The sequence below is a fragment of the Hongsoonwoonella zoysiae genome, from assembly GCF_013266695.1.
Taxonomy (GTDB): domain Bacteria; phylum Pseudomonadota; class Alphaproteobacteria; order Rhizobiales; family Stappiaceae; genus Hongsoonwoonella; species Hongsoonwoonella zoysiae.
Window position 1 is genome coordinate 994,995 of record NZ_JABRXF010000002.1, and the last position, 23,726, is coordinate 1,018,720.

General features: G+C 60.1%; 20 protein-coding genes. 13 read left to right on the forward strand and 7 right to left on the reverse strand.

Annotated features, from left to right (window positions below):
- Positions 1–358: 358 nt before the first annotated feature.
- The 5 genes from HPQ64_RS15790 to gatC form a co-directional block, all read right to left on the reverse strand.
- On the reverse strand, positions 359–1,780 hold the full coding sequence (locus HPQ64_RS15790; protein ID WP_172889455.1) for a UvrD-helicase domain-containing protein: 1,422 nt from the start codon (positions 1,778–1,780) through the stop codon (positions 359–361).
- Positions 1,767–3,500, reverse strand: coding sequence for an ATP-dependent nuclease (locus tag HPQ64_RS15795; protein WP_172889456.1), 1,734 nt, complete (start codon positions 3,498–3,500; stop codon positions 1,767–1,769). Before HPQ64_RS15795 ends, HPQ64_RS15790 begins: the two co-directional genes overlap by 14 nt.
- A gap of 357 nt (positions 3,501–3,857) precedes the next feature.
- Entirely contained in the window at positions 3,858–4,973 is a 1,116-nt protein-coding gene (locus HPQ64_RS15800; RefSeq protein WP_172889457.1) for an FAD-dependent oxidoreductase, read from the reverse strand.
- Positions 4,974–5,018: 45 nt separating this feature from the next.
- The gene (gene gatA / locus HPQ64_RS15805; RefSeq protein WP_172889458.1) at positions 5,019–6,497 is read right to left on the reverse strand and encodes an Asp-tRNA(Asn)/Glu-tRNA(Gln) amidotransferase subunit GatA; all 1,479 of its coding nucleotides are present in this window, start codon (positions 6,495–6,497) and stop codon (positions 5,019–5,021) included.
- A gap of 59 nt (positions 6,498–6,556) precedes the next feature.
- On the reverse strand, positions 6,557–6,844 hold the full coding sequence (gene gatC / locus HPQ64_RS15810; protein WP_172889459.1) for an Asp-tRNA(Asn)/Glu-tRNA(Gln) amidotransferase subunit GatC: 288 nt from the start codon (positions 6,842–6,844) through the stop codon (positions 6,557–6,559).
- A gap of 149 nt (positions 6,845–6,993) precedes the next feature.
- Between gatC and HPQ64_RS15815 the strand changes: the two genes are divergently transcribed.
- A complete protein-coding gene (locus HPQ64_RS15815) occupies positions 6,994–7,197 on the forward strand; it encodes a hypothetical protein (RefSeq protein WP_172889460.1) in 204 nt (67 codons plus the stop codon).
- A 70-nt stretch (positions 7,198–7,267) separates the two neighbouring features.
- Here HPQ64_RS15815 and HPQ64_RS15820 read toward each other — a convergent pair whose 3' ends face one another.
- Positions 7,268–7,975, reverse strand: coding sequence for a metal-dependent hydrolase (locus HPQ64_RS15820; protein WP_172889461.1), 708 nt, complete (start codon positions 7,973–7,975; stop codon positions 7,268–7,270).
- Between the two features lie 133 nt (positions 7,976–8,108).
- Here HPQ64_RS15820 and ruvX point away from each other — a divergent pair, with 133 nt between their 5' ends.
- Positions 8,109–8,606, forward strand: coding sequence for a Holliday junction resolvase RuvX (ruvX, locus tag HPQ64_RS15825; protein ID WP_172889462.1), 498 nt, complete (start codon positions 8,109–8,111; stop codon positions 8,604–8,606).
- A 3-nt stretch (positions 8,607–8,609) separates the two neighbouring features.
- The gene (locus HPQ64_RS15830; protein WP_172889463.1) at positions 8,610–9,536 is read left to right on the forward strand and encodes an AEC family transporter; all 927 of its coding nucleotides are present in this window, start codon (positions 8,610–8,612) and stop codon (positions 9,534–9,536) included.
- Positions 9,537–9,538: 2 nt separating this feature from the next.
- Here the strand turns inward: HPQ64_RS15830 and HPQ64_RS15835 are convergent, their stop codons facing one another.
- Positions 9,539–11,203: an acyl-CoA dehydrogenase family protein gene (locus HPQ64_RS15835; protein ID WP_172889635.1), complete on the reverse strand. Its 1,665-nt coding sequence runs from the start codon at positions 11,201–11,203 to the stop codon at positions 9,539–9,541.
- A gap of 437 nt (positions 11,204–11,640) precedes the next feature.
- On the opposite strand from HPQ64_RS15835, the gene HPQ64_RS15840 reads away from it, so the two are divergent.
- The 10 genes from HPQ64_RS15840 (at position 11,641) to rpmG (ending at position 23,603) form a co-directional block, all read left to right on the forward strand.
- A complete protein-coding gene (locus tag HPQ64_RS15840; RefSeq protein ID WP_172889464.1) occupies positions 11,641–12,609 on the forward strand; it encodes an aspartate carbamoyltransferase catalytic subunit in 969 nt (322 codons plus the stop codon).
- Positions 12,610–12,625: 16 nt separating this feature from the next.
- Positions 12,626–13,927, forward strand: coding sequence for a dihydroorotase (locus HPQ64_RS15845; RefSeq protein WP_172889465.1), 1,302 nt, complete (start codon positions 12,626–12,628; stop codon positions 13,925–13,927).
- Between the two features lie 26 nt (positions 13,928–13,953).
- Positions 13,954–14,574: a glycerol-3-phosphate 1-O-acyltransferase PlsY gene (gene plsY / locus HPQ64_RS15850; RefSeq protein ID WP_172889466.1), complete on the forward strand. Its 621-nt coding sequence runs from the start codon at positions 13,954–13,956 to the stop codon at positions 14,572–14,574.
- Positions 14,571–15,719: a DNA-processing protein DprA gene (gene dprA / locus HPQ64_RS15855; protein ID WP_172889467.1), complete on the forward strand. Its 1,149-nt coding sequence runs from the start codon at positions 14,571–14,573 to the stop codon at positions 15,717–15,719. The genes plsY and dprA overlap by 4 nt, the downstream gene beginning before the upstream one ends.
- A gap of 189 nt (positions 15,720–15,908) precedes the next feature.
- On the forward strand, positions 15,909–18,566 hold the full coding sequence (gene topA / locus HPQ64_RS15860; protein WP_172889468.1) for a type I DNA topoisomerase: 2,658 nt from the start codon (positions 15,909–15,911) through the stop codon (positions 18,564–18,566).
- On the forward strand, positions 18,563–20,881 hold the full coding sequence (gene rnr / locus HPQ64_RS15865) for a ribonuclease R (protein WP_172889469.1): 2,319 nt from the start codon (positions 18,563–18,565) through the stop codon (positions 20,879–20,881). The genes topA and rnr overlap by 4 nt, the downstream gene beginning before the upstream one ends.
- On the forward strand, positions 20,878–21,342 hold the full coding sequence (locus HPQ64_RS15870) for a DUF983 domain-containing protein (protein WP_172889470.1): 465 nt from the start codon (positions 20,878–20,880) through the stop codon (positions 21,340–21,342). The genes rnr and HPQ64_RS15870 overlap by 4 nt, the downstream gene beginning before the upstream one ends.
- On the forward strand, positions 21,339–22,082 hold the full coding sequence (locus tag HPQ64_RS15875) for an NUDIX hydrolase (RefSeq protein ID WP_172889471.1): 744 nt from the start codon (positions 21,339–21,341) through the stop codon (positions 22,080–22,082). Before HPQ64_RS15870 ends, HPQ64_RS15875 begins: the two co-directional genes overlap by 4 nt.
- 51 nt (positions 22,083–22,133) lie before the next feature.
- Positions 22,134–23,315 carry an MFS transporter gene (locus HPQ64_RS15880; protein ID WP_172889472.1) on the forward strand — a complete coding sequence of 394 codons (1,182 nt, stop codon included), beginning with the start codon at positions 22,134–22,136 and terminating at the stop codon, positions 23,313–23,315.
- A gap of 120 nt (positions 23,316–23,435) precedes the next feature.
- Positions 23,436–23,603 carry a 50S ribosomal protein L33 gene (gene rpmG, locus HPQ64_RS15885; RefSeq protein WP_160774408.1) on the forward strand — a complete coding sequence of 56 codons (168 nt, stop codon included), beginning with the start codon at positions 23,436–23,438 and terminating at the stop codon, positions 23,601–23,603.
- Positions 23,604–23,726: the final 123 nt, after the last annotated feature.

Genomic DNA, 23,726 nt, shown 5'->3' on the forward strand with positions numbered 1-23,726 from the left:
CTTCCCGTCACCGATCTCGTTCGTAACCCGGACAGTTGCAACATTGTATCAAAGAGGCTTCTGACTCTGTAATGGACAAAAAGGCTGACCATTTGGGGCGTTTCAATTTGGGTGTCTATGGTGTACTTCACAACATGGGTGACACCGGGAACCTCGCTGTCCTTCTTTCGAAAAACGAGGCTTTGTTTATCGCCAATTCAGAAAATCCGGCGGACACAATCTCGGAGCTTTTGGCCAAAGATGATGAGGTGGAGGACCTTAATGCCGAAAGTGCTGCCTGTTCCCGCCGTTGGATCGGATGTGATCCAGCACAGTTGGAAAGACATAGGTCCCGGGTCGGCAGTAGCCCTCTACCGATTTAAGGCTGCAATTGGTTTGACCTAGAACACATTACTAACTTTGCCGATCCACGTGTCATTGCAACATAAAGATTCTTTGTATTGAGGTCGTGGGCTTCAAGGATGACACAGACATCGGCTTCTAGGCCTTTGAGTAGCAGAGTGCTGCCTACGGAGCGTTTGGCCAAGGGTCGCCCGATAAGGCGGTTTTGTTCGCGAATGCGGACAGCTGCGTCGTAGAAGGTATTGCCTTCGGTGCCGTCGCATTGCTCCAGTGCTTTCATACAGGCACGAAGAACGGCAGGACGATGTTGTCTGACACCACCTTCCTTGTTGATCTCAATCAGCAGGTTAGCCGCTGATTTAGGGGAAGGAGCGGCGCAGAAGGCAAGGGCCGCCTGTTCGGTATCTGACGGCGCTTTGCGTGCAGTGCCTCGTTGTAGTGATCCGACGCGAGTGATTAAGTCGGGTGCACCGACATTGGTCATGACCTCACCGGCGAATGTAGCGAGCTTGGTGAAAGCGTCGGCAGCGTTAAAATCGAAGCGCTTTGCGAAATCGACGAAATCACGAAGATCGACGTTTTCAACAGTCACAGCACCAGGGGTTCGGCTTGCCATATCCCGTTGGCTTTGGGGGCTGGTGCTGCGTCCGATGATCAGGACGCGACCGTCTGCTGTCGGAGGTGTCGTACGGGCTGCCCGCATCTGCCTCGCCATGTCCTCCGTCCCGTCCAGATGAACCCAGCTGACCTCTTCGGGTGCCGCTGTTAGGTCAATCGCTTCGCCGTTCAGGAGCTTCTTGCGCACATCCAGAAGCCAGCGTCCGAAGTCTTCCTTGCCGGCGTTGATCCAACGCCATGGAGTTTCCAGTTCCCCGACAACCGGAAAGTACTTGCATACGTTCTTGTCCCAATCGGCAAGTGGGTCACTGCCAAAGCCGAAGATTGCCTGCATGGGGTCGCCCAGAACACAGGTTGGCAGGGTTTGTGCCGCATAGGCGACAACCGCATGCTGGCGAATTGAGCAGTCTTGGTATTCATCGACAATCAGTCGGGCGTAGCTGGCAGCGACCACGTCATTGATGTGCTCTGCTTTCAGAAGGTTGACGGCGGCGACACGGATGTTTGGGTAGTCAGTTCCGGCGTTCGCCAGTTTCAAAATGTTCGGGTCGTAAGCGCCCCGCTGTGGAAACATGGAGATGAGCCTCATTGCCCAACCGTCTATGGTTGAAAGCCGATAGGCCTTGGATGGAACGCCCGCCTGGTCCAAACGTCCGCGAAGGGCAACAACGCCCGCATTCGTATGGGTCAGCACCAGTATTGGCTTCGAGCCGGTGTGTCGGGTCAGAGCTTCGGCAATCAGATGGGTTTTTCCGCAGCCTGCCGGTGCGGTAACGGTGCCCCGGTCTATCGCCAGCAAATCAATTTCAGGTTCCGGCATTGCCAGCCCACCCAAACACTGCCGCTACGGCGCATTTGAAATCCGCATCCGCGTTCTGAAGGTCAGGGCCGATAATCTCCCGCGCAGCCTGTTCCATCCACATCAACTGCTTGAACCAGCCTTTTTTACGGATGCTGGAGGCCATTGCCAAAACAGCTCGTGTTTGTGGGCTATAGCCGTCGATTAGTGCTTCGATCTGGATGTCATTGAGTGTTTCACCGTTTGTCGCTCGTGACCGGATATGCCCGTCAACCACATCCTCGCCATGCAGCTCGATGGCAAAATCGACCAGCCTGCCGACCGCTTCGTCTGACAGGCTCATGAAGAGTTCCGCCTCGAGGCAGCGATCATCACGCCAGGTGAAGACTGACCCACCGCCGTCAATGAACGCCTGATGAGTTTCTGACTCCGGTTTCTGATCGTCGTCTCTTAGTATCGCGGTGCGATAGCCCAACGATTGCATTGGCGTTGCTCGGTGATAAGCGTCGTTCGGGCCGCCGCCTTTGGCGTCGACCAAGGCAACACCGTGTGCCGGGATGGAAACCTGACCCTGACTTTCAAAATACTGATCTAATCCGCGCAGGAAGCCGACTTCGCTTGCCCCTTCGCAGACGATGACAGACGTTGCCAGAAACGCATCCGGATAAAGGCGAATTGTCCCCTGAACGGCATTATCGCTGCCGACACTGAGGACGTCATGGTGATCGTCATGGCCGCGTACCACAAAAAGCTGATGGCCACCCAACTCCCGAAGTGCGACCGGGGAATGCGTTGTCAGAAAGGCCTGCAACGGCTCGTCTGCTTCCTTTGCGCCGAGAGAACCCAGTAATCGCATGATGCGGTGCGGTTCAAGACCATGCTCCAATTCATCGATTAAGATGATTGATGATGACTGAGTCGCCATGCGTTGCAGCCCGGCAATCAACAACCGCGTGGATCCGATTCCAAGGCCTTTTAGCGGAACGCCCGCTTCATTGTGCAGGGAGATGGTGCCGCCGCTCACCGATACCGAGTGCGCGTCCAGCATGGCTTTAACTTCGTCGCCAACGGGGATGCCAAGATATTTGGCAGTGTCCGCCACGATTTTGAGTGCATCGCCAAGCTGCTCCTTTGCATCATCTCCAAAAGCCGCTCTTGCTTCGCGCGCCGCTTTGACGATTGCGGCCGATGCGTCGGCACGCTCTTCGGTTAGGTGATTAAGTACGGAACCCCGACGCCAACCGAGATTGAGGTCAGCGAAGGCGCCGATCCGCGTCGGTGCGAGGCGTGCCCTGTCCGCCCATGACAGGTTACGGCTAAGGCCTTGGGCTTCGGCACGATCAGAAACCAGAGACCACGATGGCTCCAAATCGCCTTCGACTCTCAGGCGCAAGGTCAGGACCGTCTCAGCGTCCTTTTCAGGTTCGTCTTCGACAACACCAGTCTCTTTGGTAAAGCCGCGCAGAAACATGCCGTAACTGTCCATGCTCTTGAGCGCGTCGTCCAATGCACCGATGGTGAGTGTAATCTGAATGGCGCTATCAACATCGAGGTTGTGAAAGTCAGCGTCAGTCATCTGAAGGTTACGGCGCGCGCCCAGACAATAGTCAATCGCGTCAAGGATGGTTGATTTTCCACTATCACCAGGGCCAATAAGGCAGTTTATGCCGTTTGATGGTAGCCAGGAGAGGTTCTGAATGCCCCGGAAGTTCTCAATTTCTACTTTTCTGATCCGAGACATTTATTACTACTCTTCCCATCATTTAGCTGCCTTATGGCGCGGCGATTCTAGCAACACTCATAAGAAGTATTATCTCAAAATGGTGATGGGGAAAGCCTTCCCCTGCCCGCAACCGCCTATCGGCGATTTCCGTCGCCCCGTCCAGCTGGGTTCCTTCCTGCCTTCTACGGGCATTCACCCGCTCCGCAACGAACGGCAGCTTCAGGGATCGGATCGAAAACCCTCGAACGATGGAAATGCGGGCGCAAAGCAGACGCTGTTTGAAGAACACCCCAGCTTCCGAATTGAGCCGAAGACAACCGCCAAACAAAATCATTCTTCGGTCCGTCAAACCCCCGCTCACCAAAGCCAAAACCCTCACCCCGAAAGCTCCTCCGCCACAACCTCGGCAATCATAAGCGAGGATGTGAGGCCCGGGGATTCTATTCCGTAAAGCGCGACGAGGCCCTCGGTCCCGTGCGCTTTCGGGCCGTGGACAAGAAAGTCCGCCGCCGGTTCGCCCGGCCCCGCCACCTTGGGGCGTATGCCGCAATAGTCGGGCGTAAGAGCATCGTCCGCCAGGTCCGGCCAATAGCGGCGGATCGCCTCGTAAAACCGCTCACCGCGCGCCGGATCGACGTGGTAATCGACCGCATCCACCCATTCCACATCCGGGCCGAAGCGGGCCTGCCCGCCGAGATCGAGCGTCAGATGAACGCCAAGGCCGCCCGGTTCGGGAACAGGGTAGATCAGCCTTGAAAACGGCGCGCGCCCACTCGCAAGGCGGAAGTAGTTTCCCTTCGCGTAATAGGTGCGCGGGACGCGGTAACTATCTGGAATTCCGCGAAATTCATTCATCAGGCTGGAAGACGACAGCCCTGCGGAGACGACGAGGTTCCGGCAATCGAGCGTGAAGCCGCCCTCGGCGCAAGTCTCGACGCGAAAACCTCCGGTATCGCGCCTGGAAAGCGCGGCCGCTTCCGTGTTCAGCGCCAGAAAACCGCCGTTTTCTTCCATGTCGCCTTGCAGCGCCAGCATGAAGGCGTGGCTGTCGATAATGCCGGTCGAGGGTGAAAGCAGCGCGCCGTGGGCCTGAAGAGCGGGCTCCAGCGCCAGCGCCTCTTCCCGTGACAGGAAGCGCAGGTCGTTTACGCCGTTATCCCCGGCCTTATCCCCGATGGCTTTCAGTTCGCTAAGCTGGTCTTCAGAGGTCGCGACGATCAGCTTGGCCGTCTTCGCGTGCGGCACCTTGTGGTCCTCGCAGAAGCGGTAAAGCATGTCCCGGCCCTGCAAGCAGGCGCGCGCCTTCAGGCTGCCGGTCGGGTAGTAGATGCCGGCGTGGATGACTTCACTGTTGCGTGAACTCGTCTCGGAGCCGATCAGGCCGTGGCGCTCCAGCACCACGACCTCGTGTCCCTTCAGGGCAAGCCGGCGGGCGATCGCCAGACCGACCACCCCTGCCCCGATTATGACCGTCTCGACTTTCTCAGGCACCTTTTTCGCCCCCGATTGCCATGAGATCGGACGGTCTGGAATTCTCTACGACGCCCACCATTCCTGCGGCTGGAAGCGGCCTGCCGCATCCTCGATCACCTGGCCGAGCTGGAACAGCGTTTCCTCCTCGAAGGGCTTGCCAATCAGTTGAAGCCCCAGCGGCAGCCCGGTTTCGGAGAGGCCGGCGGGCACCGAAATTCCTGGCAGGCCCGCCATGTTCACCGTCACCGTGAAGACGTCGTTGAGGTACATGGTTACCGGATCGGTGATCTCGCCCGGTGCAAACGCTGCGTCAGGTGTCGTCGGCGTCAGGATCGCATCGACCCCGCTTTCCCAGGCCAGGTCGAAGTCGCGCTTGATCAACGTGCGCACTTTTTGCGCCTTCAGATAATAGGCGTCATAATAGCCTGCCGACAGCACATAAGTGCCGATCAGCACGCGGCGCTTGACCTCGTCGCCGAAGCCGGCGGCACGCGTGTTTTCGTACATGTCTATGATATCCTTGCCGGATTCGCGCAGGCCGTAGCGCACGCCGTCATAGCGGGCAAGGTTGGAGGAGGCCTCCGCCGGCGCCACGATATAGTAGGCCGGAAGGGCGTATTTCGTGTGCGGCAGCGAAAGATCGACGATCTCGGCGCCTGCGTCCTTCAGCCACTCGATGCCGCGCTGCCAAAGCTCGTCCACCGCCCCCGGCATGCCCTCGACGCGGTATTCCGCCGGGATGCCGATCTTGAGGCCCTTGACCGAACGGCCAATGGCGTCTTCATAGTTCGGCACCGGCCGGTCGACGCTGGTTGTATCCTTCGGATCGACGGAAGCCATTGATTTCAAGAGGATAGCACTGTCGCGCACCGTGTGGGCGATCGGCCCCGCCTGGTCGAGCGAGGAGGCAAACGCAACAGTTCCCCAACGTGAGCAACGACCGTAGGTCGGCTTGATGCCAACCGTTCCGGTGAACGCCGCTGGCTGGCGGATCGAGCCGCCGGTGTCGGTCGCGGTCGCGCCCATGCACAACCTTGCCGCAACGGCAGCAGCGGATCCACCGGAGGAACCGCCCGGCACCAGCGCCTGGTTGGAGCGTTCTTTCCGCCACGGGTTGACGACCGGACCGTAGTAGGACGTCTCGTTAGACGAGCCCATGGCGAATTCGTCCATGTTGAGCTTGCCGAGCATCACCGCGCCGTCGGCCCACAGGTTCGCGGTCACGGTGGATTCATAGCGCGGCTTAAATCCGTCAAGGATATGGCTGCAAGCCTGGGTGTGGACGCCTTCGGTCGCGAAAAGGTCCTTGATGCCGAGCGGGATGCCTTCCAGGTCCCCGCCCTCGCCTTTCGCCAGCCGCTCGTCCGAGGCCTTCGCCATCTCCCGCGCCTTTTCCGGCGTCACCTTGATATAGGCGTTCAGGTGCGGGTTCACGGTCTCGATGGCATCGAGAAATGCCCCGGTCAATTCACTGGAGGATATCTCGCGGGCCTTCAGCTTCTCGCGGGCCTCGGCGATGGTCAGGCGGGTAAGGTCGGTCATGGCGGAATTTCTATGCTCGATCAGGTATTTGGGAGGGCGGCAGCGGGCTCAAGCGCCGGTCATTCGACCACCTTTGGAACGACGAAGAAATTGTCTTCCGAAACAGGGGCATTGGCTACGATATCCTCGGCCTTACTCCCGTCCGTCACCTCGTCCCGGCGCTTCTTCATCGTCTGCTCGACAACCGAGGTCATCGGCTCCACACCTGAAATATCCACCTCGCCGAGTTGCTCGACGAACTGCAGGATGCCGTTCAATTCGCCGGTCATGCGCTCCGCTTCCTGATCGCTGACCTTGATGCGCGCAAGCCGCGCGACACGCTTCACCGTGTCGATGTCGACGGACATGGTCCACTCCGGTTCGTTTTGCGGGCACTTCGCCCGGTGAGGATTCGAATTCCCACGGGCTATATCACCGGCCTTTCGCCTGCGGCAAGCGAAACACCCCGAAACACCGCGCCGACTGGCCGAATATCCCTTCTTGCGATGGCCTGACCGTGAACGCGAGCAAGCCCTTGAAGGTGCCGATTATTCCTGAAGCCTGGAAAATCGTTGGCGGAAAGCTTTACCTGAACAACAATCGCAACGTTCACAAGCGGTTCGAGCAGAATTACGCCGAGATCATCCACGGCGCCGACCTCAACGGGGAAATCATCAGGCCCACGCCGAAGAACAAATTCAAGAAACCGATCATCCGGTGAACATTCGAGCTACAGGAGAAAAGCCCGATTTACCGGAGCCCAGCCTTAAAAACCCAAGCCTTTTCGGGCATCACGTCTCGATCCAGCCGCCTGACTCCATGGACGCCACCCTGAAAGCATCTCCGCCCATTTCTTCCACGAATTTTTCGGTGTTCTGGTCGAGAATTGGAAACGTTCCGTAGTGGCATGGCACCACCACGTCGAAGTTGAAATACCGCTTGCAGGCCAACGCCGCTGTCCTGGCCCCCATCGTGAAACGGTCGCCGATCGGGACGATGCCGACTTTCGGCTCGTAAAGCTCGTTTATGAGCGCCATGTCGCCGAAAATATCCGTATCACCCATGTGGTAAATGGGCGGTTCGTTCTTCGGCTGGACGATGATCCCGTTCGGATTGCCGAGGTAAACGGGCGGCCAGCCGCCGGAAAGGCTTGAAGAGCTGTGGTGCGCCTGGGTCAAGGACACCGAAAACGGGCCGACATCCACGGTACCGCCGCACCCCATCGGATTGATATTCTCGATCCCCTGCGATTGTGCCCACATTGCGATCTCGAAATTCGACGTAATTTGCGCGCCAGACTGCCTGGCAACATCGACCGCATCACCGATGTGATCGTCATGCCCATGCGTAAGTAAAATATGCGTAACGCCCTTTGCCACTTCCTCGACGCTCAGGGAAGACGGAAAACTTGGGTTTCCGGTTAGAAACGGGTCAAACAGAAGCGTTGCGCCGGAAATTTCCACTCGAAATGCCGAATGTCCGTACCAGATGATCTTCATTTCGGCCCACTCCCTTTGCAATCAATGCGCCAGTGTAACGCGGGTAATGCAGCAGAAAAACCGTAACTGCAGGTAAATACCGCAGATTTTCAAACAATAGCGAGCCGAACCGATTCATGCTAAAGCCCGCCGCATGCCAACCGACCCCGCCGTTACCCATGAAGAATTTGCCGGCCTCATTCCGCCTGACAAGCGGTTGATCGGCCTTGATCTCGGAACAAAAACGATCGGACTCGCCCTTTCCGATCTGGGCCTGTCGATCGCCTCTCCCCTTGAGACGATCCGCCGCAAGAAATTTGGCGTCGATGCGGCAAGGCTCCTTGAATTGTGCAAGGCGCATGACGTTGCCGGGCTCGTCATCGGCCTGCCGCTCAACATGGACGGCAGCGAAGGCCCACGCGTACAGGCGACGCGCGCATTCGCGCGCAATCTTTCCGCCCTCACCGACCTCCCGATGACATATTGGGACGAACGGTTGTCGACGGTGGCCGTGACACGAACGCTGATCGATGCCGACCGTTCGCGGGCACGGCGCGCGGAACTCGTCGACAAGATGGCGGCAGCCTACATCCTGCAAGGACTGCTCGACCGTCTCGGGTTCCTCGCGCATTCCGGCGGGAGAGACGACTGAGCGATGATGGTGATCGTCAACGCGCTCCTGCCGGTTCTCATGGTAATCGCCGCCGGAACCGTCGTGGCGCGCCTCGGCATCATCACGGGCGATCAATGGCGCGGCCTTGAAAAAATCGCCTATTTCGTCCTGTTTCCGGCGATCATCATCCACACGGTCGCAAAGACGGATTTTTCCACACTTCCCGCGTTCGCCATGGCGGCGACGCTGCTTGGATCGATCCTTATCACCGCGACGATCGCGCTGATACTGCGTCCTGTTCTGGAACGAAAATTCAAGGTCGACGGCCCGCGTTTCACCTCCGTATTTCAAGGCGCGATCCGCTGGAACACCTTCATCGGCCTGGCGCTTGCCGACGAAATCATGGGGCCTCAGGGCGTTGCCCTGCTCGCGGTTGCAATCGTCGCGATGATACCGGTGCTCAACATCACCTGCGTTATCGTGCTGTCGCGATATGCGCATGGATCGAGCCCGAGCCCGGTAAAAATCGCGGGCGATCTCATCCGCAACCCCTTCATCTGGTCCACCGCACTCGGACTTTTTTTGAACCTTACCGGCCTTCCCTTGCCGGAATTCGCGATGACGACGCTAAAGATCCTTGGCAGCGCGGCACTGCCGATCGGCATCGTGTGCGTCGGCGCAGGTCTGAATCTCGCAGCACTTCGCCGGCCCGGCCCAGCGCTTGCGAGCTCGGCCATATTGAAGCTGGCCGTCATGCCGCTCGTCGCCTTCACGCTCTCATCGCTCGCCGGGCTTCAGGACGCGGCATACCTTGTCGTGATGATCGCCATGTCGGTGCCCGCTGCAAGCGGCTCCTACCTGCTTGCCCGGCAGATGGGAGGCGACGCCAGCCTCATGGCGGAAATCCTGACGTTCGAGACGCTGCTTGCAGGCATCACCATGCCGATTGTGCTGCTGATCGCCACCTGACCCTATCGCTTCTGCGGATAAAGCCAGTCGACCAGCCCCTTCAAGTCGAAACGCGCATCGAGCATGCCGTATGTCGAGCGCCACTGGCCAGCCAGCCGGCTTTCGATGAAAGCGTCTGACAAAACGGCAGGCGCCACCTCTCGCAGTGCCGCCGCTGCGCCTGTCAGCGCCAGTTGCTCCGTCAGGATGCGCGACGATCCCGGATCGTCGACACAGGCCTTGGCGGCCGCGCGCAGAACGTTGATCGATACCGGACCGGTTGCGCCAAGCGTCTTTTCGATTTCCTCCAGAACAAGATCCAGAGTTTCCGCCTCGCGCCCCAGAGCACGCACGACGTCGAGTGCCATGACATTGCCGGAGCCCTCCCAGATCGCATTGACCGGCGCCTCGCGATAAAGCCTGGCGAGATCGAAATCCTCCGTGTATCCGTTACCTCCAAGACATTCCATCGCCTCGTAAATCAGTGACGGCGCAATCTTGCAGACCCAGTATTTCACCGCGGGCGTCATGAGCCGCAAATAGGCGGCATCGGGCTCGCTTTCAGCAGCGCGATCCATCGCCCGCGCGAGGCGGACGACAAGCGCGGTCGCCGCCGCCACATCTAGGCTCATGTCGCCGATAACCCGCAGCATCAGCGGCTGATCGATCAGAGCTCCGCCGAAGGCCACTCTTTCACGCACATGATGGACAGCGCGCGCGGCCGCGGCACGCATGAGACCGGCAGATCCCACCGCGCAATCGATCCGGGTGGGCGTGATCATATCGATGACCGTACGAATGCCCGCCCCTTCCGGCCCGATACGCTGGGCGTAAGCATGCTCGAATTCGACCTCCGAAGAGGCGTTGGAATGATTGCCGAGCTTGTTCTTCAGCCTTCGAACGCGGATTTCATTGACTGTGCCGTCAGGCCTGAAGCGCGGCAGAAGGAAGGCCGTCGGCCCTTCCGCCGTTTTGGCAAGCACGACGAACGCATCCGACATGGGGGCAGAAAAGAACCATTTGTGGCCGGTCACGCGATAGCTGCCGTCTTCCACAGGCTCGGCTACCGTCGTGATGCGGCGAAGATCCGTCCCGCCCTGCTTTTCGGTAAAGCCCATACCGAGGGTGACGCCCATCTTTTCGGAAGCGGGGCGGAAGCGGTGATCGTATTTGCGGGCGCGAATGCGCGGCAGCCACTCTTGCGCAACAGTGGCTTCGTGTCTGAGGACAGCGCCAGCCGCATTCGTCATGGTGAGGGGGCAAAGGTGGCCGGCGTCAGTCTGCGTCGTTACGTAAAACGCCGCCGCGCGGAGCGAATGGCGCCGCCCATTCCTCGTTTCGTCGTCATCCACCATCGCCATGTGCAGCCCTGCTTCGGCAGAACGGCGCATCAATGCGTGATAGGCGGGATGAAAATCCACCGTCTCGAGACGGTTTCCATAAGCATCATGCGTGTGCAGAACCGGAGGGTGCTTGTTTGCCAGCCGGCCGAATTCCTGCGCCTCGTTCGATCCCCAGAAACGGCCAAGCGCCGAAAGCTCTCCCTCGGCTGTTTCGTCGAGCATGTTCCCAAGGGCGGCAATGAGCAGCGGATCGCCATCGAAGAGATTGTAGCCGACATAGGGGCTGGGCTGATTCGTCACCTCATGCGTGCGAAACCGTTCTCCCGCCGGCGTGGATGCGGGCATCCCGGGCTTTTCAGCCACCTCATCGCCCGGTTGCGGAGCGCTGTCGACAGCGCTGTCTCGATCGGACATATCGCCTTAAGCTCCCGACTCTTATCAATTCCTGCGAATAGCTTATCACGCCTTGCGCCGACGTCTTGCCCTATCGCCTGCAAAGGCCTAAGAGGATGGCTTAGGGGCTGGCCCCATAAAATTGACGGAAATGGTATGAGCCGATTTGATCGGATACGAGAAGCAAGAGCGCAGGAAACCAATCCGGTTTTCAAGGTCTTGCGACAAAGTAGCCGGCCAAATCAGCCATATCTTCCAGACACCGAAACGGCTTCGACCTGTTGCGTCGAAGCGCTTGACCGGGTAGCCGACCCGCTCCGCGCCCTTCTCCTTGCATCTCTTTGCCGTTTCAGGTGCCATTTGCATCAATTTTATGGGGCCAGACCCTAATGAACGCGCATGATGAACCCAAGACAGGCGGCTCCCACCCCGCCTTCCCGCGCCGGCATCTCCTCGGCATAGAAGGTCTTCAACCGCAGGAAATCCTGGGCCTTCTGGATCGCGCCGAAGAGGCGATCGAAGTCAGCCGGCAGGTGGAAAAGAAAAAGGCGGTGCTGCGAGGGCGCACCCAGATCAACCTTTTCTTCGAAGCTTCCACGAGAACGCAATCTTCCTTCGAGATCGCGGGCAAGCGGCTCGGCGCCGACGTCATGAACATGTCGGTCTCCTCCTCCTCGGTGAAGAAGGGGGAAACGCTGATCGACACGGCGGCAACGCTCAACGCCATGCATCCGGACATCCTGGTCGTGCGCCACCACGCCGCCGGCGCGGTGGAGCTTCTGGCCAACAAGATCGACTGTTCCGTCATCAACGCCGGCGACGGCCCGCACGAACACCCGACCCAGGCCTTGCTCGACGCGCTGACCATGCGCCGCCACAAAGGCAGGATCGCGCGTCTCGTCGTCGCAATTTGCGGCGATATCCTGCATTCGCGGGTTGCCCGGTCCAATATCATCCTGTTGAACGCGCTTGGCGCCAGGGTCAAGGTTATCGCCCCCTCGACGCTCCTGCCCACTGGGATAGAAAAGATGGGCGTGGAAGTGCATTCCTCCATGAAGGAAGGGTTGAAGGACGTCGATATCGTCATGATGCTGCGCCTGCAACGCGAACGCATGGCGGGCTCCTTTGTACCGTCCGTGCGCGAATATTTCCGCTACTGGGGGCTCGACCGCGAAAAGCTCAGCTATGCCAGGCCCGACGCGCTCGTCATGCATCCCGGCCCCATGAACCGGGGCGTGGAAATCGACCCGGAAATCGCCGACGGTCCTCAAAGCCTCATTCGCGAGCAGGTGGAGATGGGCGTTGCCGTGCGCATGGCGGTGCTTGAAGCGCTATCCGAACATCTGCCGAACAAGTGAGGACGGGGCGAAGATAATGGCGGAAAGCGAAAGGCCACTCGCACTGATCAATGCCCGCGTCGTCGATCCTTCCCGCAATCTGGACGAGGCGGGATCGGTTTTCGTTGCCGAGGGCAGGATACTGGCGTCCGGGCCGGAGACGATATCCCAAACGCCGCCGGACGGCGCCGAGATCGTCGATGTGCAAGGCGCGGTCGTTTCGCCCGGCCTTGTCGACATGTGCGTAGGCGTCGGAGAACCGGGGGCGGAACACCGCGAAACGCTTGCAAGCGCCAGCGAAGCGGCAGCGGCGGGCGGGGTGACCACCATCGTCACCTTGCCTGAAACCAACCCGGTGATCGACGACCCGGCCCTTGTGGACTTTCTCCTGCGCCGGGCTCGCGATACAGCACTTGTAAACGTCCGCCCCATGGCGGCCCTTACCAAGGGCCTGCAAGGCGAGGAGATGAGCGAAATCGGCCTGCTCGGCGAAGCGGGCGCCGTCGCCTTCACCAACGGCCACCGGTCGATCGCCAGTTCGCGAACGATGCGCCGCTTACTCACATACGCCCGCGATTTCGGCGCCCTCGTCATCCATCACACCGAGGATCCGGACCTTGCAGCCAACGGCGTGATGAACGAAGGCCTGAACGCGAGCTGGAAAGGGCTTTCCGGGTCGCCGCGCGAGGCGGAGTTCATCATGCTGGAGCGAGACCTCAGGCTCGTTGCGCTGACAAGGGGCAGGTATCACGCCCAGATGATTTCCTGCGGCGAAAGTGCCGACGCGATCCGAAGGGCGAAGCGTTCCGGCCTCGATATTACGGCGGCGGTTTCGATCAACCACCTGACGCTCAACGAAAACGACATCGGCCCCTATCGCACCTTCTTCAAGATGGCGCCGCCACTCAGGGAAGAGGACGACAGGCAGGAGATGATTGCCGGCCTCGCCGACGGTACGATCGACATCGTCGTCTCCAACCACGACCCGCAGGATGTAGAGACGAAGCGGCATCCTTTCGCGGAAGCCGAGGACGGAGCGATCGGGCTGGAGACGCTGCTTGCGGCAGGCCTCCGGCTTGTCCACAACGATGATGTGCCTTTAATGAAGTTGCTGGCCGCCATGACGTGCAACCCGGCAAAGCGGCTCGGGATCGATGCGGGAACGCTTAAGCCCGGCACTCCCGCCGATATTGCCGTTTTCGACCCCGACCGGCCGTGGATTCTCGACAAGGCGAAAATCCATTCGAAATCCAAGAACACGCCCTTCGAGGATGCCCGTTTTTCCGGCCGCGTGCTCAGGACGATTGTTGCAGGGCGCACCGTCTACAATTACGCTTGAAAGCGACCGCAACCGGAGGATGCAAGGTGCCGGATCCGATCAGCTGGGCATTTTCCTGGCCATATTTCATCGCCGCGCTCGTCTTCGGCTATCTTCTGGGCTCGATCCCTTTCGGCCTTGTGCTCACGAAACTCGCAGGGCTCGGCGATATCCGCAATATCGGCTCCGGCAATATCGGTACGACGAACGTGTTGCGCACCGGCAACAAGGGGTTAGCCGCCCTCACCCTTCTGGGTGACATGCTGAAGGGTACCACTGCCTATCTCGTCGCCTACCGGTTTTACGGTCCCGATATGGCGGTAACCGCCGGTTTCGGCGCGTTTATTGGGCACCTTTTCCCGGTCTGGCTGAAGTTCAAGGGCGGCAAGGGGGTTGCGACCTATCTCGGCATTCTGCTCGGCCTTCACTGGCAAGCGGCAATCGCCTTTGCTCTGATCTGGATCGCGGTTGCCGCCGTCAGCCGCTTTTCATCACTTTCCGCGCTCGCGGCGAGCCTGATCACGCCGCTACTGCTCGGGTTTTATTTCCGCGTGCCGCAGGCCTCTGAGTTGATGGCCCTGCTTTCGGTGCTTCTCTGGATCAAACACGCGGACAACATCAAGCGGCTGCTTGCCGGCACCGAAAGCCGCATAGGCTCCAGGGGATGACCAACGTTTCGGACCAGACCGGATATCGCGCGCCGACGCCTGCCGAAAAGCGTGACTGGCTGCGGCTGATCAGGTCCGACAATGTCGGGCCCAGCACCTTTCACCGCCTGATGCGCCACTACGGATCGGCGGAAGCAGCACTTGAAATGCTACCTGAACTCTCCCGCCGCGGTGGTGGCAAGGGCGTTAGGATTGCCTCAACAGCCGATGTCGATGAGGAAATCGAGCGCCTGGAGGCCATCGGCGGGTATCTCATCGCCATTGGAGAGAATGCCTACCCGGCGCATCTTGCTCATATCGACGGGCCGCCCCCTCTCCTCTCGCTCCGAGGAACACGCGACGCGATCAAGCATGAAAACATGCTCGCAATCGTGGGAGCGCGCAACGCTTCGCTCACGGGCCGCAAGATTGCCGGCGAAATTGCGCGTGGTCTTGGCGAAGCCGACTTCACGATCGTCTCGGGCCTTGCGCGAGGGATCGACGGAGCCGCACACCAGGCGGCCTTGAAAACCGGGACGATCGCCGTCTTCGCAGGCGGTATCGACGTGCTTTATCCGCCTCAGCACGAAGCCCTGCTGGCCGATATCGTCAACCTCGGCGGGGCGGCCATCAGCGAAATTCCGCTTGGGTGGCGGCCGAGAGCGCGCGACTTCCCACGCCGGAACCGCCTGATATCTGGGCTCTCGCGCGGGATCATCCTCATCGAGGCCGCGCGAGCCTCCGGCTCGCTGCATACGGCGCGCTTCGCCGTGGAGCAGAACCGGGAGGTCTTCGTTGTGCCGGGCTCCCCGCTCGACCCGCGCTCGGAGGGTGGAAACCGCCTGATCCGCGAGGGAGCAACACTTGTGGGCACGGCCGAAGACGTGCTTGAAAGCCTCGGCAACGGCCGCAATATCATCCGCCCCGCACAACAAAGTTTCTTCGGAGAGGAAACTCCGGTGGACGACCTTGGGCCGCTCGACGATACGGACCGCGGGCGCGTTATTTCGGCACTCGGCCCAACCCCTGCCGACCCTGACGAAATCGCGCAATTCACCGGAATTCCAACAAGGATGATCAACGTCGTCATCCTGGAACTGGAGGTCGCCGGAAGGGTGGAGCGACATTCCGGCGGCAAGATATCCCTGATAGATGCCCGTCACTGACGGCGTTTCAATATATATTTCAATTATATAGATATGTTTCAGCTATAAGTCGGCAGCAGAAGGCCTTGACCGCGTTCCCCGAACGGGCCATTTGACAGCCGACTTCCGATTGGTGATCGTCACGCCAGACCTCGACGTATCGGCATCGTAGCGCCGCACGTCTTTCACGTCATTTGCGATTGGGTATCGATGAATATCGTCATTGTGGAATCGCCGGCCAAGGCCAAGACAATCAACAAGTACCTGGGCTCCGGCTATCAGGTCATGGCGTCCTATGGCCATGTGCGCGACCTGCCGGCAAAGGACGGCTCGGTTCGCCCGGACGACGATTTCGACATGACCTGGGATGTGGATTCAAAATCCCAGAAGCGTCTGAACGAAATCGCGCGGGCCGTGAAAGATGCCGACCGCCTGATCCTCGCGACCGACCCCGACCGCGAGGGCGAGGCAATTTCCTGGCATGTCCTACAGGTGCTCAAGAACAAGAAAGTCCTGAAGGACAAACCCGTCGAAAGGGTCGTCTTCAACGCCATTACCAAGAAATCGATCCTGGAGGCCATGGAGCATCCGCGCCCCATCGACGCGCCGCTGGTCGATGCCTATCTCGCGCGCCGCGCACTAGACTATCTGGTGGGCTTCACGCTTTCTCCGGTACTGTGGCGAAAACTTCCCGGCGCGCGATCCGCCGGCCGCGTCCAGTCCGTTGCGCTTCGCCTCGTCTGCGACCGCGAACGCGAAATCGAGACCTTCGTAAGGCAGGAATACTGGTCGGTCCTCGCGAACCTCAAGACGGAAGCGGGAGAGCCCTTGCAGGCGCGCCTTGTGGGCGCCGACGGAAAGAAGCTCGGGCGGCTGGATATCACTTCCAAAGAGCAGGCGGACGATCTCAAAAGCCTTTTGCAAGGGGCAGGATTCAGGGTTGCCTCGATCGAATCGAAGCCGCAGAAGCGGCACCCTTACGCCCCCTTCACGACTTCGACATTGCAGCAGGAAGCTTCGCGCAAATGCGGGTTTTCCGCCCAGCGCACAATGCAGATCGCCCAGAAGCTTTACGAAGGGATCGACATCGGCGGCGAAACCGTCGGCCTCATCACCTATATGCGTACCGATGGCGTGCAGATCGCGGGAGAAGCGATCTCCGGCGCCCGCAAGGTAATCGGCCAAGACTACGGCACCAATTACGTTCCCGAAAAGCCGAGGCACTATTCCTCGAAGGCCAAGAACGCACAGGAAGCTCACGAAGCGATCCGCCCGACCGACCTGTCGCGCCGGCCGAAGGATGTTGCACGTTTTCTCGATCCCGACCAGGCGCGGCTTTATGAGCTGGTCTGGAAGCGCACGATCGCAAGCCAGATGGAATCCGCCGTGCTGGAACGCACGACGATCGACATTGCCGCTTCGTCCGGTGGCCGCAAGGCGGACCTTCGGGCGACCGGTTCGGTCGTGCGTTTCGACGGTTTTCTCACGCTTTACCAGGAGGGGCGCGACGATGAGGAAGACGAGGAAGCCAAGCGCCTGCCCGACGTGAAGGAAAACGAGGGCCTGAGCAAAGGCGCTTCTGAAAAAGGTATCTTCATCGAAGCCGACCAGCATTTTACCGAGCCGCCGCCGCGCTACACCGAGGCGACGCTCGTCAAGAAGATGGAAGAACTGGGCATCGGCCGGCCTTCGACCTATGCATCCACCCTGCAGACGCTGCGCGACCGCGACTACGTCGAACTCGACAAGAAGCGCCTTGTTCCACAAGACAAGGGCCGGCTCGTGATCGCATTTCTGGAAAGCTTCTTCGACACCTATGTCGAATATGACTTTACCGCCGATCTTGAGGAAAAGCTCGACCGCATCTCCGCCGGCGAACTAGAGTGGAAAGACGTCTTGCGCGACTTCTGGCGTGAATTTTCAGGCGCGGTCGACAACATCAAGGATTTGCGCGTTTCCGAGGTTCTCGATGCGCTGAACGACCTGCTAGCCGCTCATATCTTCCCTGAGCGCGAAGACGGCAGCGACCCTCGAGTGTGCCCCGCCTGCGGCAAGGGTCAGCTGTCCCTGAAGGTCAGCCGCTTCGGCGCGTTTGTCGGCTGTTCCAACTACAACGATCCGGACACGCCCTGCAGCTACACCCGACAGCTTTCAGCAAACGGGCAGGACGGGGAAGCGGCGGCTGCGGCCGAAGGCCCACGCCTGCTTGGCCAGGACCCGGAAACGGGCGAAGACGTTACGCTTCGCAGCGGCCGTTTCGGCCCCTACGTGCAGCGCGGCGAAGGCGCAAAGCCGCCGCGCGCCTCGCTTCCGCGCGGCTGGTCGGCCGATGCTATGGATCTGGAGAAAGCGCTCAGGCTCCTGTCGCTGCCGCGCGACGTGGGCCCGCACCCGGAAGACGGCAAGATGATCAGCGCGGGCATTGGCCGCTACGGCCCGTTCGTCCTGCATGACGGGACATATGCCAATCTCGACAGCCCCGAGGAGGTCTTCTCCGTTGGCATTAACCGGGCGGTTGACGCGCTGGCGCAAAAGCGCGCCAAGGGCGGCGGACGGCGAGGGGCTGCGGCAGCACCGCTGAAAGAGCTTGGCGAACACCCGGACGGCGGCGTAATAGCCGTTTACGACGGGCGCTATGGCCCATACGCCAAGTGGGGCAAGGTGAACGCCACGCTGCCGAAGGATAGCGATCCGCAGTCAATCACGCTTGAACGCGCAATCGAACTGGTCAATGCAAAAGCCGAGAAGAGCGGCAAGGGCAAAACGACCAAGAAGGCAGCTTCAAAGAAGCCTGCAGCCAAGAAATCGACGGCAAAGAAGCCATCTCGCAAGAGCGCGACGGAAAGCGCGACGGAAGACGCATCTTGACACGCGGCGGACCAGCCAAGGCGAAGAAACGCAAGAAGACCGACAAGGGAGGCGACGAACTCCCAAGCCGCGAGGACATTCTTGCCTTCGTCGCCTCTCAGCCGGGCAAGGTCGGCAAGCGGGAAATCGCCAAGCATTTCGCCATCAAAGGCGGACAGCGCATTTTTTTGAAGCGCCTCCTGAACGACCTTGCCGAGGAAGGCGTTCTGGAAAAGCGGCAGAAACGGCTCATGAGGCCGGGCGATCTGCCGCCCGTTCTGGTCGTCAACCTGATCGCAAGGGACGCCGATGGCGAACTCCTTGGCGAACCGATGAAATGGGACGAGGAGGAGAACGGAAAACCGCCGAAGATCCTCATACTTCCGGAGCGCCACAAGAAGCCCGGCCCTGCCGGAGGCATTGGCGATCAGGCGCTCGTTCGCCTTTCCGATGTCGACCCGGGCCGGGAAGCGAAGCACTCGGCACGCATTATCAAGCTGCTTGAGCGCCGGCAGACGACCGTTCTTGGCATCCTGCGGCTTCATTCGGGCCGGGCCGGCGCAAGGCTTGAGCCGGTGGAGCGAAAACAAAAAGAGCTGCAGGTCGACACATCAGACCTCAAGGGCGCGGAAGATGGCGATCTCGTAACCGTCCAGATTACCCGAACCAGCCGCTTCGGGCTGCCGCAGGCGCGAATTACCAGGCGTATCGGCTCAATGAACTCCGAGATGGCGGTTTCCGAAATCGCTCTCCATACGCATGGCATCCCGCATGACTTTCCAGCCACCGTGCTGGCGGAAGCCGAAAGCGCCGAGCCGGTAAAGCCGGGCGAACGCGAAGACTGGCGCGACCTGCCGCTTGTCACCATCGACCCGCCGGACGCCAAGGACCATGACGACGCGGTGCATGCGGTGGCGGACGATGCGCCCGACAACGAAGGCGGCCATATCGTCACAGTCGCGATCGCCGATGTGGCAGCTTATGTGCGGCCCGGCTCCGCGCTCGACAGGGAAGCGCACATTCGCGGCAACTCGGTCTATTTCCCCGACCGTGTCATTCCGATGTTGCCCGAACGCATCTCGAACGACCTGTGCTCACTGCGTGAACTGGAAGACCGGCCGGCGATGGCCGTACGCATGGTTTTCGACAAGGCGGGCAAGAAGCGTAGCCACAGCTTCCACCGCATCCTCATGCGCTCGCAGGCCAAACTGTCCTACGTTCAGGCGCAGGCCGCGATCGACGGCCAGACGGACGAAAAGACGGAAGTGCTTCTGGACGGTGTTCTGAAACCGCTTTGGGATGCCTACGCCGTCTTGAAAAAGGGGCGCGATGACCGCGAACCCCTCGACCTCGACCTGCCGGAGAGAATAATCAGGCTCGACGAGAAGGGCATGGTGGCCGCGATCTATGTGCCCGAACGCCTCGATGCGCACAAGCTCATCGAGGAATTCATGATCCAGGCAAATGTCGCCGCCGCCGAAACGCTCGAAAAAAGGCAGACGCCGCTACTATACCGGATTCACGACGCTTCCAGCCCGGAAAAGCTGGAGGCGTTGAAGGACTTTCTCGCAACGCTCGACATCAAGCTGTCCCAGCGCGGGGGCCTGCGTCCCTCCGTTTTCAACGGTATCTTGAAAAAAGTGCAGGGAACGCCCAACGACCAGCTCGTAAACGAGGTGATCCTGCGCAGCCAGGCGCAAGCGGAATACGCTCCGGCGAATATCGGCCACTTCGGCCTGAACCTTCGCCGATATGCACATTTCACCTCGCCGATCCGCCGTTATGCGGATCTGATCGTTCATCGCGGCCTCATTCGCGCGCTCGACCTCGGCAACGACGGCCTGCCCGAAGGCATCGAGAGCAAGCTGGAGGCGATCGGCGCGGAAGTATCGGCTGCCGAGCGCCGGGCGATGCTGGCGGAACGAGAGACGATCGACCGGCTGATTGCCATCTGGATGAAGGATCAGGTGGGCGCTACGTTCAACGGCCGTATTTCGGGCGTTGTAAAATCCGGCCTATTCGTCCGCCTCGACAATACCGGCGCGGATGGTTTCGTGCCTGCATCGACAATCGGCGAGGATTATTACCACTACGACGAAACGTCACATTCCATGATCGGCCGATCCACGGGAGAAACGTACCGATTGGGCGACCATGTAGAGGTTCGCCTTGTAGAGGCAGCGCCGTTTGCCGGCGCGCTGCGGTTTGAACTCCTGAGCGAGGGTCGTTATCTAACGAAACGGTCCGCCTTCAAGCGGCCGCAGACCCGAAGCGGCCGCGTCAGAGATGCCGCCCAAAAGGCGCCAGGCCGCCAGAAGAAAGGTCGACGCAGATGAGCGTGACATATGGAACCGAACATGAAGCGCCGGAAATTGCGCTTCCCAAGCGCGATACCGGCAAGGCGGTGCTGCGCGGGCTTTTTTGCAAGTGCCCGTCCTGCGGCGCGGGGCGTATTTTCAACGGTTACCTGACCGTGGCTCGTGAGTGCAATTCCTGCGGCGAGGAGCTGCATCATCACCGCGCCGACGATGCCCCGCCCTATTTCACCATATTCCTCGTCGGCCACCTGATCGTTCCACTGGCGCTCGGCATCGAAATCGCCTACCGGCCCGACATGTGGATACACATGGCGCTCTGGCTGCCACTGACGATCCTTTCATCCCTCTTTTTCCTCCGGCCCATAAAAGGCGCATTGATTGGCCTGCAATGGGGCCTCTACATGCATGGCTTCGACCCCAACAGCGTCGATCCGGACGCCCCGGAAGAAGCGGGCGTCGTCATGGCCGAGCGCTCATGAGCAAAACCCTCGTCGAACGCCTGTCGAATGCGGAAAGGCAGACGCACCATCCCAACGTCCGGCCGAAGGACGCGGCGACGCTGCTGATCCTCGACAGACAGGCGAACGGCGAATTCAAGGTACTGATGGGGCGGCGGCACAAGCGCCACCGCTTCATGCCCGGCATGTTCGTGTTTCCGGGCGGGCGCGTGGATCCATCGGATTCCCGCACTCCCGTTACCGGCAGCTACCACCCGGAAGTTTCACGCAAACTTGCCCATTCCATGAAAGGGCCGAAAACAGGCGCCCGTGCAAGGGCGTTTGCGGTGGCGGCCGTGCGTGAAACCTACGAGGAAGCAGGGGTTTTCGTCGGCTCCAGGATCGAAAGCAAATGGCAGGGAAAAGGGGATTTCGCAGCCTTTTCCGATCGCGGCCTCATGCCCGACCTCACGCCCATGCGCCTGATTGCGCGCGCCATCACTCCGCCGCGCCGCCCGCGCCGATTCGACACGAGATTTCTTGCCGTTCCCGCAGATGCGATCGCCGGGCAGCTTGCCGAAGGTACGGGCCCTTCCGGAGAGTTGGAGGACGTCCATTGGCTGACGCTGGATGCGGCGAAGGATCTTGAACTCCCAACGATCACGCTGACGATCATCGAGGAACTGCAAAACCGGCTTTCCTCGGACCGCGACCTGGCACCGGAAACGCCCGTCCCCTTCTACTACTGGCGCGGCAAGGGCTTTATCCGCGAAGAAGTCTGAGATAGACGCTGCGTCAATAATGAGCGCTTTCTTTATCGGAGGGTTCAAGCGGTGGGCGCTTTGGGTGCGACTGTCGATAAGGCGCGGCGCCTGCGCGGCATAGCCGCCGCCATATCGGCGATCACCGCCGTCGGCATCGCGCTATCGATCAGCCTGCCGCTCCTGTCGCTGACGCTGGAAGCGCGCGGTGTTTCCGGCACGTGGATCGGCATCAACACCGCAATGGCAGGCGTTGCCTCGCTTGCCGTGACGCCAATCGCACCGGGACTTGCGTTCCGGATCGGCACAGCCCGCACAACCTTCCTCTGCGTGGTATTCGCGGCGATATCGCTGATCGGTTTTTATTTCGCCGAAGCCTTCTGGATGTGGTTTCCGCTGCGCGTCATTTTCCACGGAGCGGTCACCATTGCATTCATCCTTTCGGAATACTGGATCAACGCGCTTGCGCCCGATGCCAGACGCGGCTTCGTAATGGGCATTTACGCCACGGTGCTATCGATCGGTTTTGCCACGGGACCGGCCATCCTCACCCTGACCGGGACAGCCGGATTGGTTCCATTCGTCGCGGGCGCCATCCTGCTCGTGATCGCCGCGGTACCGGTGCTGCTTGCGCGGGCCGACGAACCGTCCCGGCATGGCGAAGAGACCTCCCTGCCGATCCTTACCTATCTTTTCGCCGCACCACTGGGCACGCTCGCGGGCCTTGTCTTCGGTGCAGTGGAACAAGGCGCCCTGTCGCTACTTCCGATCTTCGGGGTACGCGTCGGTCTCGGGCCGTCGGATGCCGCGCTATTGGTTTCGGCGGTTGCCCTGGGCAACGTCCTGCTTCAGATACCGTTGGGGATAGCCGCCGACCGATACGACCGGCGATGGCTCCTGTTCGCATGCGCCGCGATCGGCACGGGCGGAGCGCTGCTGATGCCGCCCGTCTCGCAAGACTTCCCGACGCTGCTAGCGGTCTTGTTCGTCTGGGGCGGTTTTATCGCGGGCCTCTATACGATCGGACTGACGCATCTCGGTGCGCGCTACCGGGGAAAAGCCCTTGCCGGCGCCAATGCCGCCTTCGTCATGATGTATTCCACTGGAATGTTGATCGGCCCGACGATGATGGGGGCGGGGCTGACAACGATCGGGCCAGCCGGATTGCCATACGTATGCGCGTTTCTTTTCGCCGTCTTCGCGCTCATCGCCCTTTACAGAATATGGTCCGGCTCCAACCGGAATCCGGCTTGACTTTATAGGAACCATCCTTATGGTGCGCGCGACGTTTTCACTGATCGCCCGGCCGCAGCTCACCGCTTCGCAAGCGGTATTCCAGCGTATTCGGGCACGACACACGCAAGGACGAAAGCCATGGCCAAGGCGACAACAATCAAGATCAGGCTCGTCTCGACGGCCGACACCGGATATTTCTACGTCACCAAGAAGAACACCCGCACCATGACGGAAAAAATGACGAAGAAAAAATACGATCCGGTCGCGAAGAAGCACGTCGAGTTCCGCGAAGCGAAAATCAAGTAACCCGATTGACTGCAGGTTATGCTTTTTGAAATCGGGCGCTTCGGCGCCCTTTTTTATTACCGAGTTATTCTAACAAATTTGTTTCCAATCGATAATGATTCGGCCGGTTGCGACGCAGGCGTA

Excerpts from the sequence above, each read along its gene's own strand:
- HPQ64_RS15790 (WP_172889455.1), bottom strand. The coding sequence starts at position 1,780 with ATGCCGGAACCTGAAATTGATTTGCTGGCGATAGACCGGGGCACCGTT.
- HPQ64_RS15795 (WP_172889456.1), bottom strand. The coding sequence starts at position 3,500 with ATGTCTCGGATCAGAAAAGTAGAAATTGAGAACTTCCGGGGCATTCAG.
- gatA (WP_172889458.1), bottom strand. The coding sequence starts at position 6,497 with ATGACCGACCTTACCCGCCTGACCATCGCCGAGGCCCGCGAGAAGCTG.
- gatC (WP_172889459.1), bottom strand. The coding sequence starts at position 6,844 with ATGTCCGTCGACATCGACACGGTGAAGCGTGTCGCGCGGCTTGCGCGC.
- HPQ64_RS15820 (WP_172889461.1), bottom strand. The coding sequence starts at position 7,975 with ATGAAGATCATCTGGTACGGACATTCGGCATTTCGAGTGGAAATTTCC.
- ruvX (WP_172889462.1), top strand. The coding sequence starts at position 8,109 with ATGCCAACCGACCCCGCCGTTACCCATGAAGAATTTGCCGGCCTCATT.
- HPQ64_RS15830 (WP_172889463.1), top strand. The coding sequence starts at position 8,610 with ATGATGGTGATCGTCAACGCGCTCCTGCCGGTTCTCATGGTAATCGCC.
- HPQ64_RS15835 (WP_172889635.1), bottom strand. The coding sequence starts at position 11,203 with ATGCCCGCATCCACGCCGGCGGGAGAACGGTTTCGCACGCATGAGGTG.
- HPQ64_RS15840 (WP_172889464.1), top strand. The coding sequence starts at position 11,641 with ATGAACGCGCATGATGAACCCAAGACAGGCGGCTCCCACCCCGCCTTC.
- HPQ64_RS15845 (WP_172889465.1), top strand. The coding sequence starts at position 12,626 with ATGGCGGAAAGCGAAAGGCCACTCGCACTGATCAATGCCCGCGTCGTC.
- dprA (WP_172889467.1), top strand. The coding sequence starts at position 14,571 with ATGACCAACGTTTCGGACCAGACCGGATATCGCGCGCCGACGCCTGCC.
- topA (WP_172889468.1), top strand. The coding sequence starts at position 15,909 with ATGAATATCGTCATTGTGGAATCGCCGGCCAAGGCCAAGACAATCAAC.
- HPQ64_RS15870 (WP_172889470.1), top strand. The coding sequence starts at position 20,878 with ATGAGCGTGACATATGGAACCGAACATGAAGCGCCGGAAATTGCGCTT.
- HPQ64_RS15875 (WP_172889471.1), top strand. The coding sequence starts at position 21,339 with ATGAGCAAAACCCTCGTCGAACGCCTGTCGAATGCGGAAAGGCAGACG.
- rpmG (WP_160774408.1), top strand. The coding sequence starts at position 23,436 with ATGGCCAAGGCGACAACAATCAAGATCAGGCTCGTCTCGACGGCCGAC.